The 15,976-nt window shown below is 66.0% G+C and carries 13 protein-coding genes; 3 read left to right on the forward strand and 10 right to left on the reverse strand.

Annotated features, from left to right (window positions below):
- Window positions 1-2: 2 nt before the first annotated feature.
- On the reverse strand, window positions 3-1,304 hold the full coding sequence (locus tag NX782_RS23190) for a family 1 glycosylhydrolase (RefSeq protein WP_258847864.1): 1,302 nt from the start codon (window positions 1,302-1,304) through the stop codon (window positions 3-5).
- 141 nt (window positions 1,305-1,445) lie between these two features.
- On the opposite strand from NX782_RS23190, the gene NX782_RS23195 reads away from it, so the two are divergent.
- From NX782_RS23195 to NX782_RS23205, 3 genes are all read left to right on the forward strand, one after another.
- Entirely contained in the window at window positions 1,446-3,347 is a 1,902-nt protein-coding gene (locus NX782_RS23195; RefSeq protein ID WP_258847865.1) for a TonB C-terminal domain-containing protein, read from the forward strand.
- 286 nt (window positions 3,348-3,633) lie between these two features.
- Complete coding sequence (locus tag NX782_RS23200; RefSeq protein WP_258847866.1) at window positions 3,634-4,608, forward strand: polysaccharide biosynthesis/export family protein; 975 nt, start codon at window positions 3,634-3,636, stop codon at window positions 4,606-4,608.
- A 43-nt stretch (window positions 4,609-4,651) separates the two neighbouring features.
- Window positions 4,652-6,940, forward strand: coding sequence for a polysaccharide biosynthesis tyrosine autokinase (locus tag NX782_RS23205; protein WP_258847867.1), 2,289 nt, complete (start codon window positions 4,652-4,654; stop codon window positions 6,938-6,940).
- A 291-nt stretch (window positions 6,941-7,231) separates the two neighbouring features.
- Here the strand turns inward: NX782_RS23205 and NX782_RS23210 are convergent, their stop codons facing one another.
- From NX782_RS23210 to NX782_RS23250, 9 genes are read right to left on the reverse strand one after another with little or no spacing between them, the layout of a single operon-like run.
- A complete protein-coding gene (locus NX782_RS23210; protein WP_258847868.1) occupies window positions 7,232-8,428 on the reverse strand; it encodes an acyltransferase family protein in 1,197 nt (398 codons plus the stop codon).
- 40 nt (window positions 8,429-8,468) lie between these two features.
- A complete protein-coding gene (locus NX782_RS23215; protein WP_258847869.1) occupies window positions 8,469-9,071 on the reverse strand; it encodes a hypothetical protein in 603 nt (200 codons plus the stop codon).
- Between the two features lie 7 nt (window positions 9,072-9,078).
- A complete protein-coding gene (locus NX782_RS23220; RefSeq protein ID WP_258847870.1) occupies window positions 9,079-9,696 on the reverse strand; it encodes a sugar transferase in 618 nt (205 codons plus the stop codon).
- Window positions 9,693-10,940 (reverse strand): DegT/DnrJ/EryC1/StrS family aminotransferase, encoded by a 1,248-nt coding sequence (locus NX782_RS23225; RefSeq protein WP_258847871.1) that lies wholly within the window; start codon window positions 10,938-10,940, stop codon window positions 9,693-9,695. The genes NX782_RS23220 and NX782_RS23225 overlap by 4 nt, the downstream gene beginning before the upstream one ends.
- Window positions 10,933-12,180, reverse strand: coding sequence for a glycosyltransferase family 4 protein (locus NX782_RS23230; RefSeq protein WP_258847886.1), 1,248 nt, complete (start codon window positions 12,178-12,180; stop codon window positions 10,933-10,935). Before NX782_RS23230 ends, NX782_RS23225 begins: the two co-directional genes overlap by 8 nt.
- Window positions 12,177-12,959 carry a polysaccharide deacetylase family protein gene (locus tag NX782_RS23235; protein ID WP_258847872.1) on the reverse strand — a complete coding sequence of 261 codons (783 nt, stop codon included), beginning with the start codon at window positions 12,957-12,959 and terminating at the stop codon, window positions 12,177-12,179. The genes NX782_RS23230 and NX782_RS23235 overlap by 4 nt, the downstream gene beginning before the upstream one ends.
- Window positions 12,956-13,660 (reverse strand): hypothetical protein, encoded by a 705-nt coding sequence (locus NX782_RS23240; RefSeq protein ID WP_258847873.1) that lies wholly within the window; start codon window positions 13,658-13,660, stop codon window positions 12,956-12,958. Before NX782_RS23240 ends, NX782_RS23235 begins: the two co-directional genes overlap by 4 nt.
- Complete coding sequence (locus NX782_RS23245) at window positions 13,657-14,787, reverse strand: glycosyltransferase family 4 protein (RefSeq protein WP_258847874.1); 1,131 nt, start codon at window positions 14,785-14,787, stop codon at window positions 13,657-13,659. Before NX782_RS23245 ends, NX782_RS23240 begins: the two co-directional genes overlap by 4 nt.
- Window positions 14,693-15,967: a hypothetical protein gene (locus tag NX782_RS23250; protein ID WP_258847875.1), complete on the reverse strand. Its 1,275-nt coding sequence runs from the start codon at window positions 15,965-15,967 to the stop codon at window positions 14,693-14,695. Before NX782_RS23250 ends, NX782_RS23245 begins: the two co-directional genes overlap by 95 nt.
- Window positions 15,968-15,976: the final 9 nt, after the last annotated feature.

Below are 15,976 nucleotides of genomic sequence, written 5' to 3' on the forward strand. Positions count from 1 at the left end.
CGCTATTCGCGTTCCTCGGTACGGGGCGCCAGCGTGGCGTCCTCTTCGAAGGGCCAGCCGGTATAAGGCGGCACCTCGCGCTGGAACTCGTGGGGCATCGCAATCGGCACCTGCAGGCAGACGCTCTGGGTCGGCAGCACTTCCATCCAGTCGCGCACCAATTCCTTATAGGCGATGCCGACCGGGCGGATCTTGCGGTCGAGGTCGAACAGGCCGAGCTCGTTGACGTTGCCATTGTTCTCGCGCAGGGCCGTGTCCCAGTCGACCTGGTCGGTAAGCGAATACCAGGTGAAGCCCACCAGCGGCACGCCGTTGTTTCGTACGCGCAGCACGTTGGCCCATTCCTTGCGCAGCCATTGCACCGCCTCGTCGCCGCGCGGCCCCTGGCACAGGTTGGTCTCGGTATGCATGACCGGCAGGCGGTAGCGGTTGTAGTACTGGTGGGTGATGACCGCGTAGCCGAAGATCTCGCCGGCCGAGCGCGTCAGCCCGTCCGCCGACACATAATGCTCGTTGGTCTGGTAATAATCGTTACCCATGATGCAGTGGTGCTTCAGATTATTATTCAGGAAGAAGTGGTACTCGTCACGCGTCATGCCGTTGTCGAGCATGTACTCGTACATTTCCGAATCGACGCGCCGGCCGTAGTTGAGGTCGAGCGAGAGGAAGCGCCGCGAGTTGTAGAGCTCCGCCGGACCGATGGCTGCCGGGCTCTCGGCGTGAAAGTATTCGGTCGATTCGCTCTGTACGAACAGGGCGTCGGGCCGGACCTTCAGGATCGCATGCATGGCCAGAATGTTGGCCTTGACCAAATGCTTCATGGCAGTCACGAAGGCGCGATCGGTCGTCATCTGTTCGTTCCACCAGCCGTACAGGGCAGAAAAGAGGGCGCAGATCGACATTTCGTTGATCGGCGTGTACAGCTGCAGCCAGGGATAGCGCTTGGCGAAGTCGCCGGCATAGGCGGCGAACTGCTCGGGGAAGTCCGGATTCTGGAAATTGCCGATCCAGTCCGGCACGCCGAAGTGGCACAGGTCGACGATAGACGCGATGTTGCGCTGGCGTAGATCGTTGAATACGAGGTCGGAAAATTCCCAGTCATAGCGTTTCGGACCGAGCCAGGTTTTGTGCAGCGGCGGACCGTAGCGCAGCACTTTCAGGCCCAGTTCCTGCACCAGATCGAAGTCGGTCTTCCAGTACTTGTAATGACCGCACTTTTCCAATTCGTCCATGCGGACGCGCCCGTGCTCGATGGTCGGATTGCTGTTCTCGATACCGGTGGCAAAGATAAATCCGGGAGACATCCATGCTCCTTTTGTCCTGAACGGGTCTTTTCATTGTAGCCAAGTTGGAATTTGCCGTTCCGAACCGTGCGCACGTCCATACTGCCGAGTGATAAGCTCTATAACACTTCGACAATATTTCCTGCCCTCACCGAACTCAGCATGTCCACGCTCATCGCGATTCCGACCGCCGGCCCGCGCGTGCCCGCGACCATGGCGCCTGCCAACCGCCGGCTCGCCTGGGGCTTGCTGCTGTCCTTGCTGTTGCATGGCTTGCTGCTATTGCTGCAGTTCGGCATTCCCGGCCTGCGGGCAGGCTCCGGCGGCCCGTTGACGGTGGTGCTGGCGCCGCCCGCGCAGACGCGGCCGCTACCGCCTGCCGATCTGCCTGTGCCGGCCTTGCCACCGGTCGTGACGCCGGCGCCGCCTTTGCCAAGCGCTGCCGTTCCGCCACCTCCACAGCTTGCACCTGCACCGATGCAGGCCCCGGCCGCGCAGCCAGCAAGGCCGCCGCAGCCATCGCCGCGGCGCGGATTCAGCCTGCGCGATCCGGTGCCGATCCTGCCCGCACCGCCAGCGCCGAAGCCGGCCCCGCCAGCGCGGCGCGCAATGCGCCGGCCACGCCCACGCCTGCGGCCGCCAAAGCAAGCCCTGCAGACGGAAGTGATTGCGAAGCAGACTCGGGATGAGTCGACATTTGTGCTGCCGCAGCCCGAGATTCCGCCCTTGGCGGATGTGCAGGTCGCGAGCGAGCCGGAACAAAAGATCGAGCCCGTGCCGGAGCTGGTTCGGCAGGCCGAAGAAGAGGATGAAGCAAAGCGCGTGGCCGAGCGTCAGCGTACTGAAGAGCTTGCGCGACAACAAAGGGAAGAGCAAGAGTTGGCCGTGCAGCGGCAAGCCGAGGAACTGGCGCGGCAGAGGCTGGTCAAACAAGAGCGTGCCCAGCAGCTGGCAGAGCAGCACCGTTCGGAAGAGCTTGCCCGTCAGCAGCTTGCGGAACAGCAGCGTGCCCAGCAGTTGGCAGAACAGCGGCGTAGCGAGGAGTTTGCCCGTCAGGAACTGGCTGAGCAACAGCGTGCGCAGCAACTGGCAGAACAGCGCCGTTCGGAGGAGCTTGCCCGTCAGCAGCTGGCCGAACAGCAGCGTGCGCAGCAGTTGGCAGAACAACGTCGTTCGGAGGAGCTTGCCCGTCAGCAGCTGGCCGAGCAACAGCGTGCGCAGCAGTTGGTAGAACAGCGTCGTTCGGAGGAGCTTGCCCGTCAGCAGCTGGCCGAACAGCAGCGTGCACAGCAGTTAGCAGAACAGCGTCGTGCCGAGGAGCTGGCCCGTCAGCAATTGGCTGAGCAACAGCGTGCGCAACAGCGCCAGGCGGAGGAGCGTGCCCAGCAGGCTGCGGCACGCCAGCGTGCCGAAGAGCTCGCACGGCAACAGGTAGCGGAAGCCGAGGCAGCCCGGCGCCTCGCGCGTCAGGATGCGGCGCCAGGCCAGCCGGCCGCAGATGCCGGCGGCAAGCTTGCACGCGCAGACAGCGGCGCCGGCTCCGGACTCGGCCCCGACCTCGGCAGCGGCCAAGGCGCCGGCACGGGGGCACGTGGCTTGCCGGGCAAGGACTTCGGTTCGCGCGCGCGCGAGCTGCTGCGCGGGATCGACGTCGGAAAAGCCGTGCCGCCAGCCATGCGCGCGGCCGAGCAGGCCCGGCAGTCGGTGCGGCGCGCGCTGGCCGATGCCGGCCGCCGCGATGTGCCGCTGCGCCTGTATATCGACAGCGTGCGCCAGAAGATCGAGCGCAACGCCATCGTCAGCCAGCTCCAGCTGTCGGGCGGCGCCGTGCACACCGATCCGGTGGTCAGCATCGCCATCCGCAGCGATGGCAGCGTCGAGGACGTCACCATCCTGCGTTCCAGCGGACGGCCGGACATCGACGACATCGTACGCCGGATCGTCGGCCTGAACGCGCGCTACTCGGCCTTTCCGGCCAACGTCGCCGCCAACTACGACGTGATCGAATTGCGGCGCATCTGGACCTTCGCCGAGGCCCTGCGCCTGGTGGAAGAAGTACGCTGAGCACCTGCAGGGGCAGCCCTGCCGGCTCACTGCTGACCTGAGCCTGCCGTTTGACGTGCGCCAAAGCCAATCTGGGTAGGGGGCTTACCCTGACTCTGATCGCCAGAGGCTGGCAGCACATTTCGACGGGCAACACATGAACGCTTCCTATACGCAATTTCTGGCACGCGCTTGCGCAGCCGTGCTTGCGGGTAGCTTTGCATTGGTTCTTGCAGGCTGCGCGCCCTCCATCCATTTCCGCTCGCACGACCGGACCGGTGCGGACGAACCCGCGCCGCCCACGGAAATGATCACCGAAAGCCTGATCGCCGCCGAGCGTCAGCAGCACCGGGAAGAGGTCAACCAGGATCTGGAAAAGCTGCTGGTGCCGAATCCGCCGCCATATGCCATCGGCAATGGCGACGTACTGTCCATCGTGGTGTGGGACCACCCCGAGCTGGCCGGCAACGCGCTGAATACCGGCTCGATCACGCCCGACCCCAGCGGAGCGAACTCGGCGCCGCCAGGCTTCGTGGTCGACCACCAGGGCCGCATCCAGTTTCCGCTGATCGGCATGGTCAGCGTCGAGGGCCAGACCGAGGAGCAGGCGCGCGCGCTCCTCACCACGAAGCTGGCCAAGTACCTGGCCAACCCGAACGTCACCCTGCGCGTGCAGTCCTACCGCAGCAAGCGCGTGTACATCGACGGTGAGGTCAAGTCGCCCGGTCTGCAGGCGATCAACGACATCCCCATGACCCTGGTCGAGGCCATCAACCGTTCCGGCGGCCTGCTGCCCAGCGCCGACCAGAGCCGCATCGTGCTGGAGCGCGGCCAGCAGCGCTACCGCATCAACCTGCGCGACCTGGTACAGAAGGGCATCAATCCCGGGCTCGTGATGCTGGCCCCTGGCGACGTCGTGCGTGTGCACTCGCGTGACGAAAGCAAGGTCTTCGTCTCCGGCGAAGTCCTGACCCCGAAGGCGCTGACGATGCACGACGGCCGCCTGACCCTGAACGAGGCGCTCGGCGAGAGCGGCGGCATCAGCCCCCTGAGCGGCGATGCGCGCCAGGTTTACGTCGTGCGCAAGACTGCCGACAAGACCCGCGTGTTCCAGCTCGATGCCCGCGTCGCGGGTTCGCTCGCGATGGCCGAGTCCTTCGAACTCCAGCCGAAGGATATCGTCTACGTCGCCGCCACGCCTCTGGCCAACTGGAACCGCAACCTGAGCCTGTTGATTCCCGGCGCCCTGACCTCGGCGGTGAGCGCGACCAACCGGCCCTGAATGCAATCTCGATCCAAGCCCGATTTCAAGCAGGAGCACGTCCATGAGCACCCCTGGTGAGCCGCATCCCCTGACTCCCGTCGTCCGCACGCTGCCCATCGTCAGCGTACCCTTCGACCCGGGTGCGGTCGGCGCTGCGGCCGAAGAACCCGTCTTCGACCTCAAAGGCTATCTGCATACCCTCTACGACAACCGCTGGCTGATTGGCGGGATCACCGCCTTCATCACTCTGGTCGCGGTGCTCTACGCCCTGGTCGCCATGCCGGTGTTCGAGGCCAACCTGATGATCCACGTGGAGGAGGAAAGCCCGAACGCGTCGAAAAACATCCTGAGCGAGGCGTCCTCGCTGTTCGAGACCAAGAAGGCGGCCATCGCCGAAATGGAGCTGCTGCGCTCGCGCATGGTGGTCTCGCGCGCGGTCGACAACCTTCAACTCTACATCGAGGTGCAGCCGAAGTACTTTCCCATCGCCGGCTTCTGGTTCGCCAACCAGAATGGCAATACCTTGTCCGAGCCGGGCCTGTTCGGCTACGGCGGCTATGTCTGGGGTGCCGAGAAGGCCGAGGTGTCCGTGTTCGAGGTACCCGACGCCTGGCTGGGGCGCGAGTTCGCGCTCACCGCGCTCGGCAATAACCGCTACCGCTTTTCCGGCGGCGGCCAGCGCATTGTCTTCGACGGCAACGTCGGCCTGCGCTACCGCGTGCCGACGCCGGAGGGTGTGATCGAACTGAAAGTCGACCGCATGATGGCGAATGCCGGTGCGCGCTTCCGCCTGCGCCGTATCTCGCGCGTGGCCATGATCCAGGCGATCCAGACCGCGCTCGTCATTACCGAGCAGGGCAAGCAGTCCGGCGTGATCGAAGTCAAGCTGCAGGGCGAGAACGCGCGCCGCACGCATACGCTGCTCAGCGAGATCGGCCGCGAATACATGCGCCAGAACCTGGCGCGCAAGACCGAGGAAGCGGAAAAGTCGCTGGCCTTCCTGAACCAGCAACTGCCGATCCTGAAACGCCAGCTCGAGCAGGCCGAGGACCGCTACAACCAGTTCCGCAACGAGCACGGCACTGTCGATCTGCAGGAAGAGGCCCGCATGAGCCTGGCGCAGGCCGCCGCCGCCCGCGCCCGCCGCATCGACCTGATCCAGAAGAAGACGGAACTCTTGGCGCGCTTTACGGAAGACCACCCGATCGTCGCGGCCATCAACCGCCAGCGCAAGGAGGTGGAGGCCGAGATCGACGAGGTCAACGCCCGCATCAAGTCGTTGCCCGTGCTGGAGCAGGACGAAGCACGGCTGACGCGCGACATCAAGGTCAACACCGACCTGTACACGGCGCTGTCGAACACGGCCCAGCAGCTGCGCCTGATTTCCGTCGGACGCGTGAGCAACGTGCGCATGGTCGATGCGCCGGTGCCGCCGGAAAAACCGCTCAAGCCGAACCGCCCGCTGATCGTCGCGCTGGCCGTCGTCACTGGCCTGTTCCTCGGCACCCTGATCGCCTTCGCACGCAAGGCCATGATGGGCGGCATCGACGATCCGCAGAAGATCGAGCGCCTGCTGCGCGCCCGCGTGGTCTACGCGACCATCCCGCACAGCAGCAACCAGGACAAGTTGATGCGCAAGGCCAAGGGCGATGGCGGCGCGCTGCCGCTGCTGGCCCGGATCATTCCCGAAGACGCTGCGGTCGAGAGCCTGCGCAGCTTCCGCGCTGCATTGCAGTTCGCCATGCCGCACTTCCGCAACAACATCGTGATGTTCGCCGGGCCGACCCATGGCCTCGGCAAGTCCTTCGTATCGGCCAACTTCGCCGCCGTCATGGCGGCCAGCGGCAAGCGGGTGCTGCTGATCGATGCCGACATGCGCAACGGCCAGCTGCACCGCTATTTCAGCGTCAAGCGCGAGCGCGGTCTCTCGGATGCCATTCTGGGCAAGAAGCGTGTCGACGAAGTCATCCGTCACGACGTGGTCGAGAACCTCGATTTCGTGCCGACCGGCGAATTGCCGCCGAACCGCTCGGAATTCCTGCTGCACCTGAACTTCGGCAGCCTGCTCGAGCAGGTCAGCGCCCATTACGACCTGGTGCTGATCGACCCGCCGCCGCTGCTGGCCGTCGCCGACGCCCTGATCATCGGTGCGCACGCCGGCGCCGTCTTCATCGTCGCCCGGTCGGGACGCACCAACGAGTCGGAAGTCAACGAGTCGATCAAGCGCCTGAACCACGCCGGCATCTCGCCGCAGGGCGTGCTGTTCAACGACATGGCACCGCGCTTGGGCACCTACGGCGCCTACAATCGTTTCGGTGCCGCGGGCCAGATCGGCTTCTCGGCAAGCTGAATATCGCGCGCAGTCTTCTGGCACAAAGCCGGTCTGGACACAGGCCGGCTTTTTTTGTGCCCAGTCGTGGGGCGCAAGATTGCTGTCAGCTCGGCGGAACCGTATGGTGCTCGTCGAAGGTGGGCGAGATTCTGGAAAGCGGCCTATCGACGCCTGAGCAGGCTGGCGGGCTTCGATCGCGGGCGCTGGCGAGGCAGGGGCGAGGGCAGGGGAGCGAGGGCAGGGAAGCGAAGGCAGGCGGCGAGACAAAACCGGCGTGTCCGACCTTCGATACGGACACGCCGGCCCGGCTTATTCAGCCGAAGCGGAAACGATGGCGGGACGGTGACGCTGCGGCTGCACGGCGTTCTTGATGGCCCGGCGTAGGCGGAAGGTGTGGGCTTCGAACAGGCGATACGACAGGTAGGCGGTTCCCAGCAGCGCCAGCAGCATGCCGGCGTAGATTACGTAGTCCAGCGGTGCGTCGACGGCGAGGCGGCTGCGGCCGAATTGCTCCTGGCCCAGGTAGCGCAGGAGCTTGATCGTCGGGATGTGGATCACGTACAGCGTGAACGAAAATTCGGACAGCCAGTGCGCCAGCTTCGCCAGACCCTGGTTGAAGGAGGAGCGCAGCAATAGCGGACGCTGCAGCGAGGACAGGATGATCAGCAGAGGCAGGCTGTACACGAGATCCTGCAGGAAGGAGTCGAAAGTCAGGTCGTCGTTGCTGCCGTGAATGCGGAAATACACCGAGAACGAGAAGCCGGTGAGCATCAGGACCACGCGCAGGCTGTTGCTGCATTCGATGCGCACGCGCGAGAACAGCGCGCCCAGCAGCCATAGCGCGAAGTACAGGGTGATCGTCTCGGGCAGGGCACCGGCCATCAGCACCAGTGCGCTGGCCGCGGCCAGCTGGCCCAGTCGGCTGCGGCCCATGAAGACGAACAGCAGCAGGGGGAACTGGATGTAGTACCAGGTTTCGTTGGCCAGACTCCATAGCGCGTAGTTGCCGCCGAAGTTCTTGACGAGCACGGTCTGCAGGCCGAGTAGATTGCCGGCGAAACTGGCCGCCGAGTATTCGTTGGCCGCCGCAAAGTCGGCCTTCGCCGGATCGGCGTCGTTGATGAGGATGCCGACCGCCAGCATGAAGCAGAGCGCCGGTACCAGCACCGTCCACAGGCGGGTGGCGCGGTCGATCGCGTACGACAGGATGGCGCCGGGCTGGCCGATCCGGTTCAACAGGCTGCCGCCGACCAGCCAGCCGCTGATCAGGAAGAACACGACCACGGCCTGGTGGGCGAAGCCGGTGGCGAAGGCCAGCAGCTGGTAGTACAGCGGCGGATCGACCATGCCTTTCAAGCCGGGGAACATTTCGGAACGCAGGTGCGCCGCGGCGACCTGGAGCGCCGCCAGGCCCCGCATCAGCGAGATCAGCAGCGAATGGACGGACTTGCTGTCCAGCTGGCTCTGTCGCTGCCACTGGATCTTGGGAAGGATGGTGCTGCTCATGATGTCTCCCGGAGTAAGGAGTTGAAAAAACGTGAATGCGCTAGCCGCAATGGTCCCAGGGGGTAGGGTGGGCATTGCCGGACAGGGCCAGGGCCACCTTGATCATCCAGTAACCCAGCGGCGCCATTTCCAGGGCCCAGGCGACGGCGGCCCAGGCCAGGGCGCAGCAGACGATCGCCCGGCCCGTGGGCGGCGCGGCGACGTCGCCGGCAAGGTGGATGGCGCACACGGAGGCGCCCGCGCCGATGAGCCAGCCGGCAATCGCCTCGGCGGCGGTGTGTTCACCCGCGTGGACCAGGGCCGCGGCCACCATCGCCCCGAGCGCCAGCGATGCGGCGGTGGCGCTCAGGCGCACCGTGGTGGTGCTTGCGCGCAGCAGCAGGAAGGTCAGCGTCGGAAAGACTGTGGTGAAGCTGGCAGCATGGCCGCTGACGGCCTTGTAGTCGAGGGCCGGCAGGCGGGTCGCCCAGCCGAGGAAGGCGATCTTGGTGGCCGCGACCAGTGCCAGTGCGAGCGCGAACACCAGGGTCCAGCCGAAGGCCGCGCGCCAGGCCTTGGCGGCCAGCAGCCAGGCCGCGATCGCACTGCCCGCCGGCAGGGTGAGCGACAGGTCGCCCAGGTGGAGGAGCTGGGACCAGTCCATGGCATCCTCATCGGACGATCGCCGCCAGGGTGCGGAAGATGATCCGCAGGTCCAACCAGAACGAGCGCTCGCGCACGTAGCGCTGGTAGTACTCGAGCTTGACCGGCAGGATGGTCTCGACATAGGCGCGCTCGGGGTCGCGCGCCTGGCCGAGGATCGCGCTCTCGTCCTTGTACAGGATGGCCGCAAGGTCGGTGATGCCGGGCCGGACCGACAGCACGGCGCTGCGCGCGGCGGGCGGATAGCACTCGACGTAGCGCGGCACTTCGGGACGCGGCCCGACCAGGCTCATGCTTCCTTCGAGCACGTTCAGCAGCTGCGGCAATTCGTCGAGCTTGTAGTGGCGCAGGAAGCGCCCGGCGCGGGTCACGCGCGGATCCTGCCCGACGGTAAGCTGTGGTCCTGCACCCCGGCGGCCGCCGTCCGGGCGGTCGACCATGGTGCGGAACTTATAGATCTCGAAGGGCACGCCGTGGCGGCCGATCCGGACCTGGCGGAACAGCGCCGGGCCCGTCGAATCGAGCTTGATCCACAGCGCCACCGCGAGCAGCAGCGGCGCCAGCACCAGCAGCCCGGCGCCGGCCGCCAGCACGTCGAACAGGCGCTTGGCGACGCTGCCGCTCATGCCAGCAGCTCGCGCAGGTTGGCGATGACGCGGTCCTGGTCGGCATCGCGCATCTTCGTGTACAGCGGCAGGCTCAGGATGCCCTCGAAGCAGGCTTCCGCCACCGGAAACTGCGCGGGCGTCAGCGCGCAGGCATCGCGCCAGACCGGCTGGCGGTGCAGCGGAATGAAGTGGACGCTGGTGCCGATGCCGCGCTGCGACAGCTGCAGGATCAGCTCGTCGCGCGTGACCCCGGCTTCCGGCGCCAGGCGCACCACATACAAATGCCAGGCATGGGTGCTGCCGGCGGCCGTGTCGGCGACCGGCGGCAACTGCAGCGGCAGGCCGGCCAGGCCTTCGTGGTAGCGCCGTGCCAGGTGTTCGCGGCGCTGCCAGAAGCGGTCGATCTTGCGCAGCTGCTGGACGCCGATGCTGGACGCGATGTCGGTCAGGTTGTACTTGAAGCCGGCCGCCACGACCTCGTAGTACCAGGCCGGCGTGCGCGAGACGTAGCGGTTGAAGGCGTCCTGGCTGATGCCGTGCAGGCGCATCAGGCGGATGCGGCGCGCCAGCTCGGCGTCGCGCGTGACCACCATGCCGCCTTCGCCGGTGGTCATGGTCTTGTTCGCGTAAAAGCTGAACACGGTGATATCGCTGTCGAGGGTGCCCACCAGGCGGCCCTTGTAGCGGGTCGGGAAGGCGTGCGCCGCATCCTCGACCACGCGCAGGCCGTGGCGCCGGGCGAGCGCGAGCAGCGCGTCCATGTCGCAGGCCAGGCCGGCGTAGTGGACCGGGATCACGGCGCGCGTGCGCGGCGTGATCGCGGCCTCGACCGCGTCCACCGACAGGTTCATGCAGCGAGCTTCCACGTCCACGAACACGGGCGTGGCGCCGAGGTAGCGCACCACCTCCGCGGTGGCGGTGAAGGTCAGGGTCGGCACGATCACCTCGTCGCCGGGACCGATGCCCAGGCTTTCCAGCGCCAGGTGCAGGCCGGCGGTGGCCGAATTCACCGAAATGGTCTCGACTTCGCCGCCCAGGTAGTGCTTGAAATCCTGTTCGAACTGGCGCGTCGCCGGCCCGGTCGTGACCCAGCCCGAGCGCAGGCAGGCGACCACGGCCTCGATCTCGGCATCGTCGATGTCGGGCAGCGCGAAAGGCAGGAAAGGGGCGGGCGCGGCATCGGCGATTGCCGGATGGGCAGTCGCAGCCTCGGCAGTGGCGAGATCGGCAGTGGCGAGATCGGAACAGAGTTGGTCAGCCATGGCTAGGTTCTCCAGCAAATGCATTCAGGAAGCGGCGTCCGAGGACGGGGTAGGTATGATTGGCAAGGGCAAAGCGGCGGCCGCGCTCGCCGAGCGCGGCGCGTTCCTGTGCGTTCAGCGCGAGCAGGGACAGCACGCCGTCCGCGACCGCTTGCGGGTCTTCGGGCGCGACGGTCAGGCCGCAGCCGGCTTCGGCCACCGGATCGTTGCCGGCCTCGACGGCATGCAGGATGGGGCGCGCCGCCATCATGTAGTCGATCAGCTTGTTCGGCGAGATGCCGAAGCGGTACAGGGGCTGGCGCTGCCAGCCGATGTACGCAAGGTCGATGCGGGCCAGCAGCGCCGGGACCTGGGCTTTCGGGATCGGGTCGAAGAAGTGGACGTTGTCGAGGCCGAGCGCGGCCGCCTGTCGCATCAGCGCAGACTTGTCCGGACCGCCGCCGACCAGCACGAATGCGACCGGCTTGCCACGCAGGAGCGCCGCCGCTTCGATCAGCGTGTCGAGCGCATTCGAGATGCCGTGGGTGCCGGCGTAGCCGACCACGAACTTGTCCTGCCGGCGCAGTTCCGCCAGGCGCGCATCCAGCCCGAGAGGCAGGATCTGCAGTGCGCCTTCCCATTCGGCCGGGTCGACCCCGTTCGGCACCAGGTGCAGCTTGGCCGGCGCCATGCCGTGGGCTTCCAGGTGTTCGCGCACCCGCGGCAGGATCGACACCACGGCGTCGGCGCGGCGGCAGGCGAAGTTCTCGGCGGCCTGCAGCAGCATGATGAAGGGATGCCAGCGCGAGTAGCCGCCCAGCTCCATCGGCGACAGCGGCCACAGGTCGTGCACCTCGAACAGCAGGCGCGCGCCGGCCAGGCGGGCGATCCGGTGCGCCGGCCAGATGTCGAGCGGATAGGTGCTGGAGGCGATCACGGCATCGGGCCGGATGCGGGCAGCCAGCGCGGCGCCTTCCCGATGAAGGCGGGTGACGAAGGCGGCCATGTTGCGCACGCGCGCCAGGCCGTTGCCGCGGTAGGGCGGGGTGGCCAGCCACAGGTAGTCGATGCCATCGATGGTTTCCAGCCGCTGCGCCGCGCCGTGCATGTCCGGCGCCTGGGCGCGGATATGCGACTCGGACGAGGCGACAATGGTCACCCGGTGCCCCAGCCGTACCCATTCGCGCGCCAGGTAGTAGGGCCGGTATTCCATGCCGTGGCGCACTGAACCGGCGTAGTGGTTGATCAGCAGGATGTTCATCGGTGCCACGCTACTTCCTCGGCCAGGCGCACCATGTTGCAGCGGGTGTTTTCCAGCCAGTTGGTTTCCCATTGCACGGGATGGGTCAGAAAGCAGATGCGTTCATGCTGGCCCAGCGCCGCGAACGGCGACATCGGGTAGTAATAGACCGGGTAGGGACGGTCGCTGATGTACAGATCGAAGTGGCGCAGCAGCTCGGTATCGTAGGATTCGCATTCGATGCCGCAGCGGCGCCGCAACTGCTCGTCGCGCAGCAGTTCGTGGTTGATGACCTTCAGCCTGCGGTTGGCGAAGTCGCCGTGGCTGGCGACGGTCGCCATCTGCATGCCGAACTGTTCGCGGATGCGGGTGAAATTGCGCACGAACATTTCGCGTATCTCGGGGAAATGCTGGCGCACCTCCTCGCCATGGCGCAGGCGGTGGCGCTTGGCATACGTGGCGACTTCCTCGTAGTGGTAGCTGGCTTCGCCGCCGGCGGCTTCGATGTCGCGCATGAAGCCGTAGTCGAGCGTGCTGAGACGGAAGTAATAGCTGGCCTGCACCCCGTGCTTGACCTCCAGGGCGAACATCTTGCGGGCGGTGCGCAGGTCGCTGTCGATGTCGTGGCGGTGCACCAGTACCTTGCCGACCTCGGTACCGGCATGCACCGCGCGGTAGAAAGCGCGCACCGACAGCTGCCGGTAGCCCGCCTGTGCGGCCTTCACCAGCAGCGCCTCGTATTCCGCCATCCGCGACGGCATCAGGTAATCCGCATACAAGCGGTTGATCAGGGTCTTCATTGCAGGCTGTACTTCACGCGGTAGGGTTGGTAACCGAGGATGCGCTTGAACTGTTGCAGGCCGGGCTGGGCGCCGAAGAAGGTGTCGTACATGACGTAGCGCACGCGCTTCTGCTCCAGCAGGCGGGTGACGATGTCGACCATCAGCAGGTGCATGATGCCGTCGTTGTTGCGGATGCCGATGAGCTGTGAAAAGGCGCTGAAGTTGCCGTAGTGGCCGATGTTGGCATAGGCCACCAGCTGACCTTCGGCGTTCAGCACGCCGTAGTAATCGAAGTGCGGCTGGCGCTCGAAATGGGTGACCTTCTCCCGGTATTTCTGGTCCATCGGCCGCCCCTGGCGCTCTTCGAGCGAGGTATTGATCGCGTGGATGGCATCGATATATTCGTTACGCTCGATTTCGGCGCAGACATAGCCGCGCGCGCGGGCCCGCTTGGCATGCCAGGCGCCGCGGTTCTTGCCCTGGATATGCTCGAGATAGCCGGGCGGCCCCTCGAAGCGGCCGAGATCGATCAGCGCCGCGCCCATGGTCTTGTTGCCGATGATTTTGTAGCGCGGGTGGCGCCGCGTGTAGTAGCGGTAGGTCCTGGGGATATCCTCCGGATCGATGCGGGAATCGAAATGCAGGCGTGCCACGGGCATACGCAGCAGCTCGCGCAGGGTGTTGCTCAGGGTATGAAAATTGCGCTGGAGGGCTTTCATGGTCGGTCGAGGCGGTGTGTTGAACGTGCGATTCGATCGTGGAAGGCAAGCAGCTTGTCGGCTTCGCCATGCCAGTTGTAGCGGGTGTGGACCGCGCGCCGGCCGTTCTCGCCTATGCGCCGCGCCTCCTGCGGATGGCGGCAGAAGTGGTCGATCGCCGCGGCAATCGCCGCCGGGTCCATGGGGTCGACGCAGATGCCGCAGCCGTTGCCTTCGACGATCTCCTGCCACAGCGGGAAGCGCGAAGCGATCACGGGCAGCCCCGCCGCCATGTACTCGAACATCTTGACCGGCAGCGCATCCAGGTAATTCACGACCGGATGCAAGGTGACCAGGCCGGCCATCGCCCGTCCCATCGCCTGCTGCACTCCTGCGCGGTCGAGGTGGCCGTGGGCGTCGACCCGCGCCCAGCCGGGGTAGCCGGCCACTTCGCGCTCGAGTGCCGGCTCGGAGAAGCCGCCGACCAGCGACAGACGCGCGGGCGAACGCAGCTGCTCGCAGGCGCGCACCAGCTCGCGGATGCCGCGGATCGCGGAGATGCTGCCGACGTAGCAGACTTCCATGGCCTTGCGGTTCCAGTCGGGCGCGGTCTCGAATTCCTGCAGCACCGGGTAGTTGTTGACGTCGACCGTGTTCGGGTTGATCGCCGCCAGGCGTTCGCGGATGAAGGGTGTGGCCGCGATCAGGCCGTCGAAGCGCCGGCAGGCGTGGCGCTCGTAGGCGGCAAAAGCGGTCGACAGGGCACGTCGCGAGAACCGGTTCAGGTAGGGCTTGGCCAGCAGCTGGGCCGGGACGTCCTCGTGCGAATCGAACACCACCTGGCGGCCCTGGCGTTTCAGGCGCAGACCGGCCGGAATCAGCTCCGGATCGTGGAGTTGATAGACGTCGGCGTCGAGCGTCAGCGCGGCGCGCAGCACCCGGCCGGTCGTGCGCAGCACCCGCTGCAGGCGCCCGCCGGAGCGGCCGACGTCGACGATGCGCACCCCGTCGGCCCGTTCCTCGCCCAGGCCGTCCGCGACGACGAGCGTGACCTCATGCCCGCGAGCTGCCAGGCTGCGGCACTGCTTGACGAAGATCCTCGTATCGTAGCGGGGATGGGCTGAGGTGAGGTGGACGATATTTGCCATATTTCCTCTCGAACCGGTATTGCGAGTAAGCGCCGAGCGATGCGCCGATGAGCATGTCGGTGAAGAAGTGGGATGAAATCAACAACAGGACGGTGACGCAGGCCAGCGAAAAGCCGAGGATGAATTCCGGGCGCCGCCGGCCCGCCAGGTACTCCTTGAAGAACATCGGGATGGCCGGAACGATCGTGATCGCCAGCACATAGAGGAAGCCGAACAGGCCCAGGTCGACCCAGGCCGACAGCACGTTGTGCGAGTAATAGCCTGGCGCATAGCTGGCGTAGTCGCCCAGGATCGGATGGGCGGCGATGGTCTGGCGCGCATACACGGTCAGGTGGTGGCGCTTGTTGGCCGAGGTCGAATGCGACAGATCGACCAGCTCGAGGATCCGGCTTTCCGGCAGCGAGGCGATGATGTCGTCGAGGTGGACATAGACCGACATGCCGATCACCACGGCCAGGCCGAGGAAGACCATCTTGTGCCGCGAAAAGTAGAACTCGATGATCGGGATCGCGAACAGCAGGGCGGCGAATTCGCTGCGGGCCGTGTTCACGAACAGGGTGGCGGCGCCGACGCCGTAGAGGACCAGGCGCAGCGGCAGCGAGCGGGTATAGGCGGCCAGCGGCAGGAAGGTCATCAGGTAGGAGCGCGCGAAGCCCTGGTAAGTCGCCAGGCTTTCGGCGTCGCGGGCGATGCCGAGGGCGCCCAGGTAGAACACGCCGTTCACGGAAAAGCTGAAGGCGATCGTCGACATCGCCGCCAGGCTGGCGAAGGCCATCAGGCGGAACTGGCGGTGCTCGAAGTCGATGAAGGTGAACATGATGAAGGTATTCACCATGAACAGGATGCACACCAGGTGGTTGACGATGATGGCGCGGTTGGCGCCGGCCGCGGCGTTGACGATGATGACGGCCAGGAAATAGGCGTTGAACAGGCCGTAGTGGAGGTCGATCGCGGAGCGGCGGCGCGGATCGAGCCGCATGCGCCGGTAATAGAGGAACAGCAGCGGCAGCATGTAGGCGATCGAGATGGGCGAGAAATACCCGCCCAGGAAAGCGCCGGTGGTGCCGGTGCCTAGCAGCGTGTGGTAATAGAAGAAGCCGGGGAACAGCAGGAAGAATGCCGAGTTCAGCAGAAGCTGTTCGCGCGTGCTGGTGCCGGGCTTGTGGGTGCTCGTGCTCATGCTGTTGCC

Source organism: Massilia norwichensis, assembly GCF_024753245.1.
Classification (GTDB): Bacteria; Pseudomonadota; Gammaproteobacteria; order Burkholderiales; family Burkholderiaceae_D; genus Telluria; species Telluria norwichensis.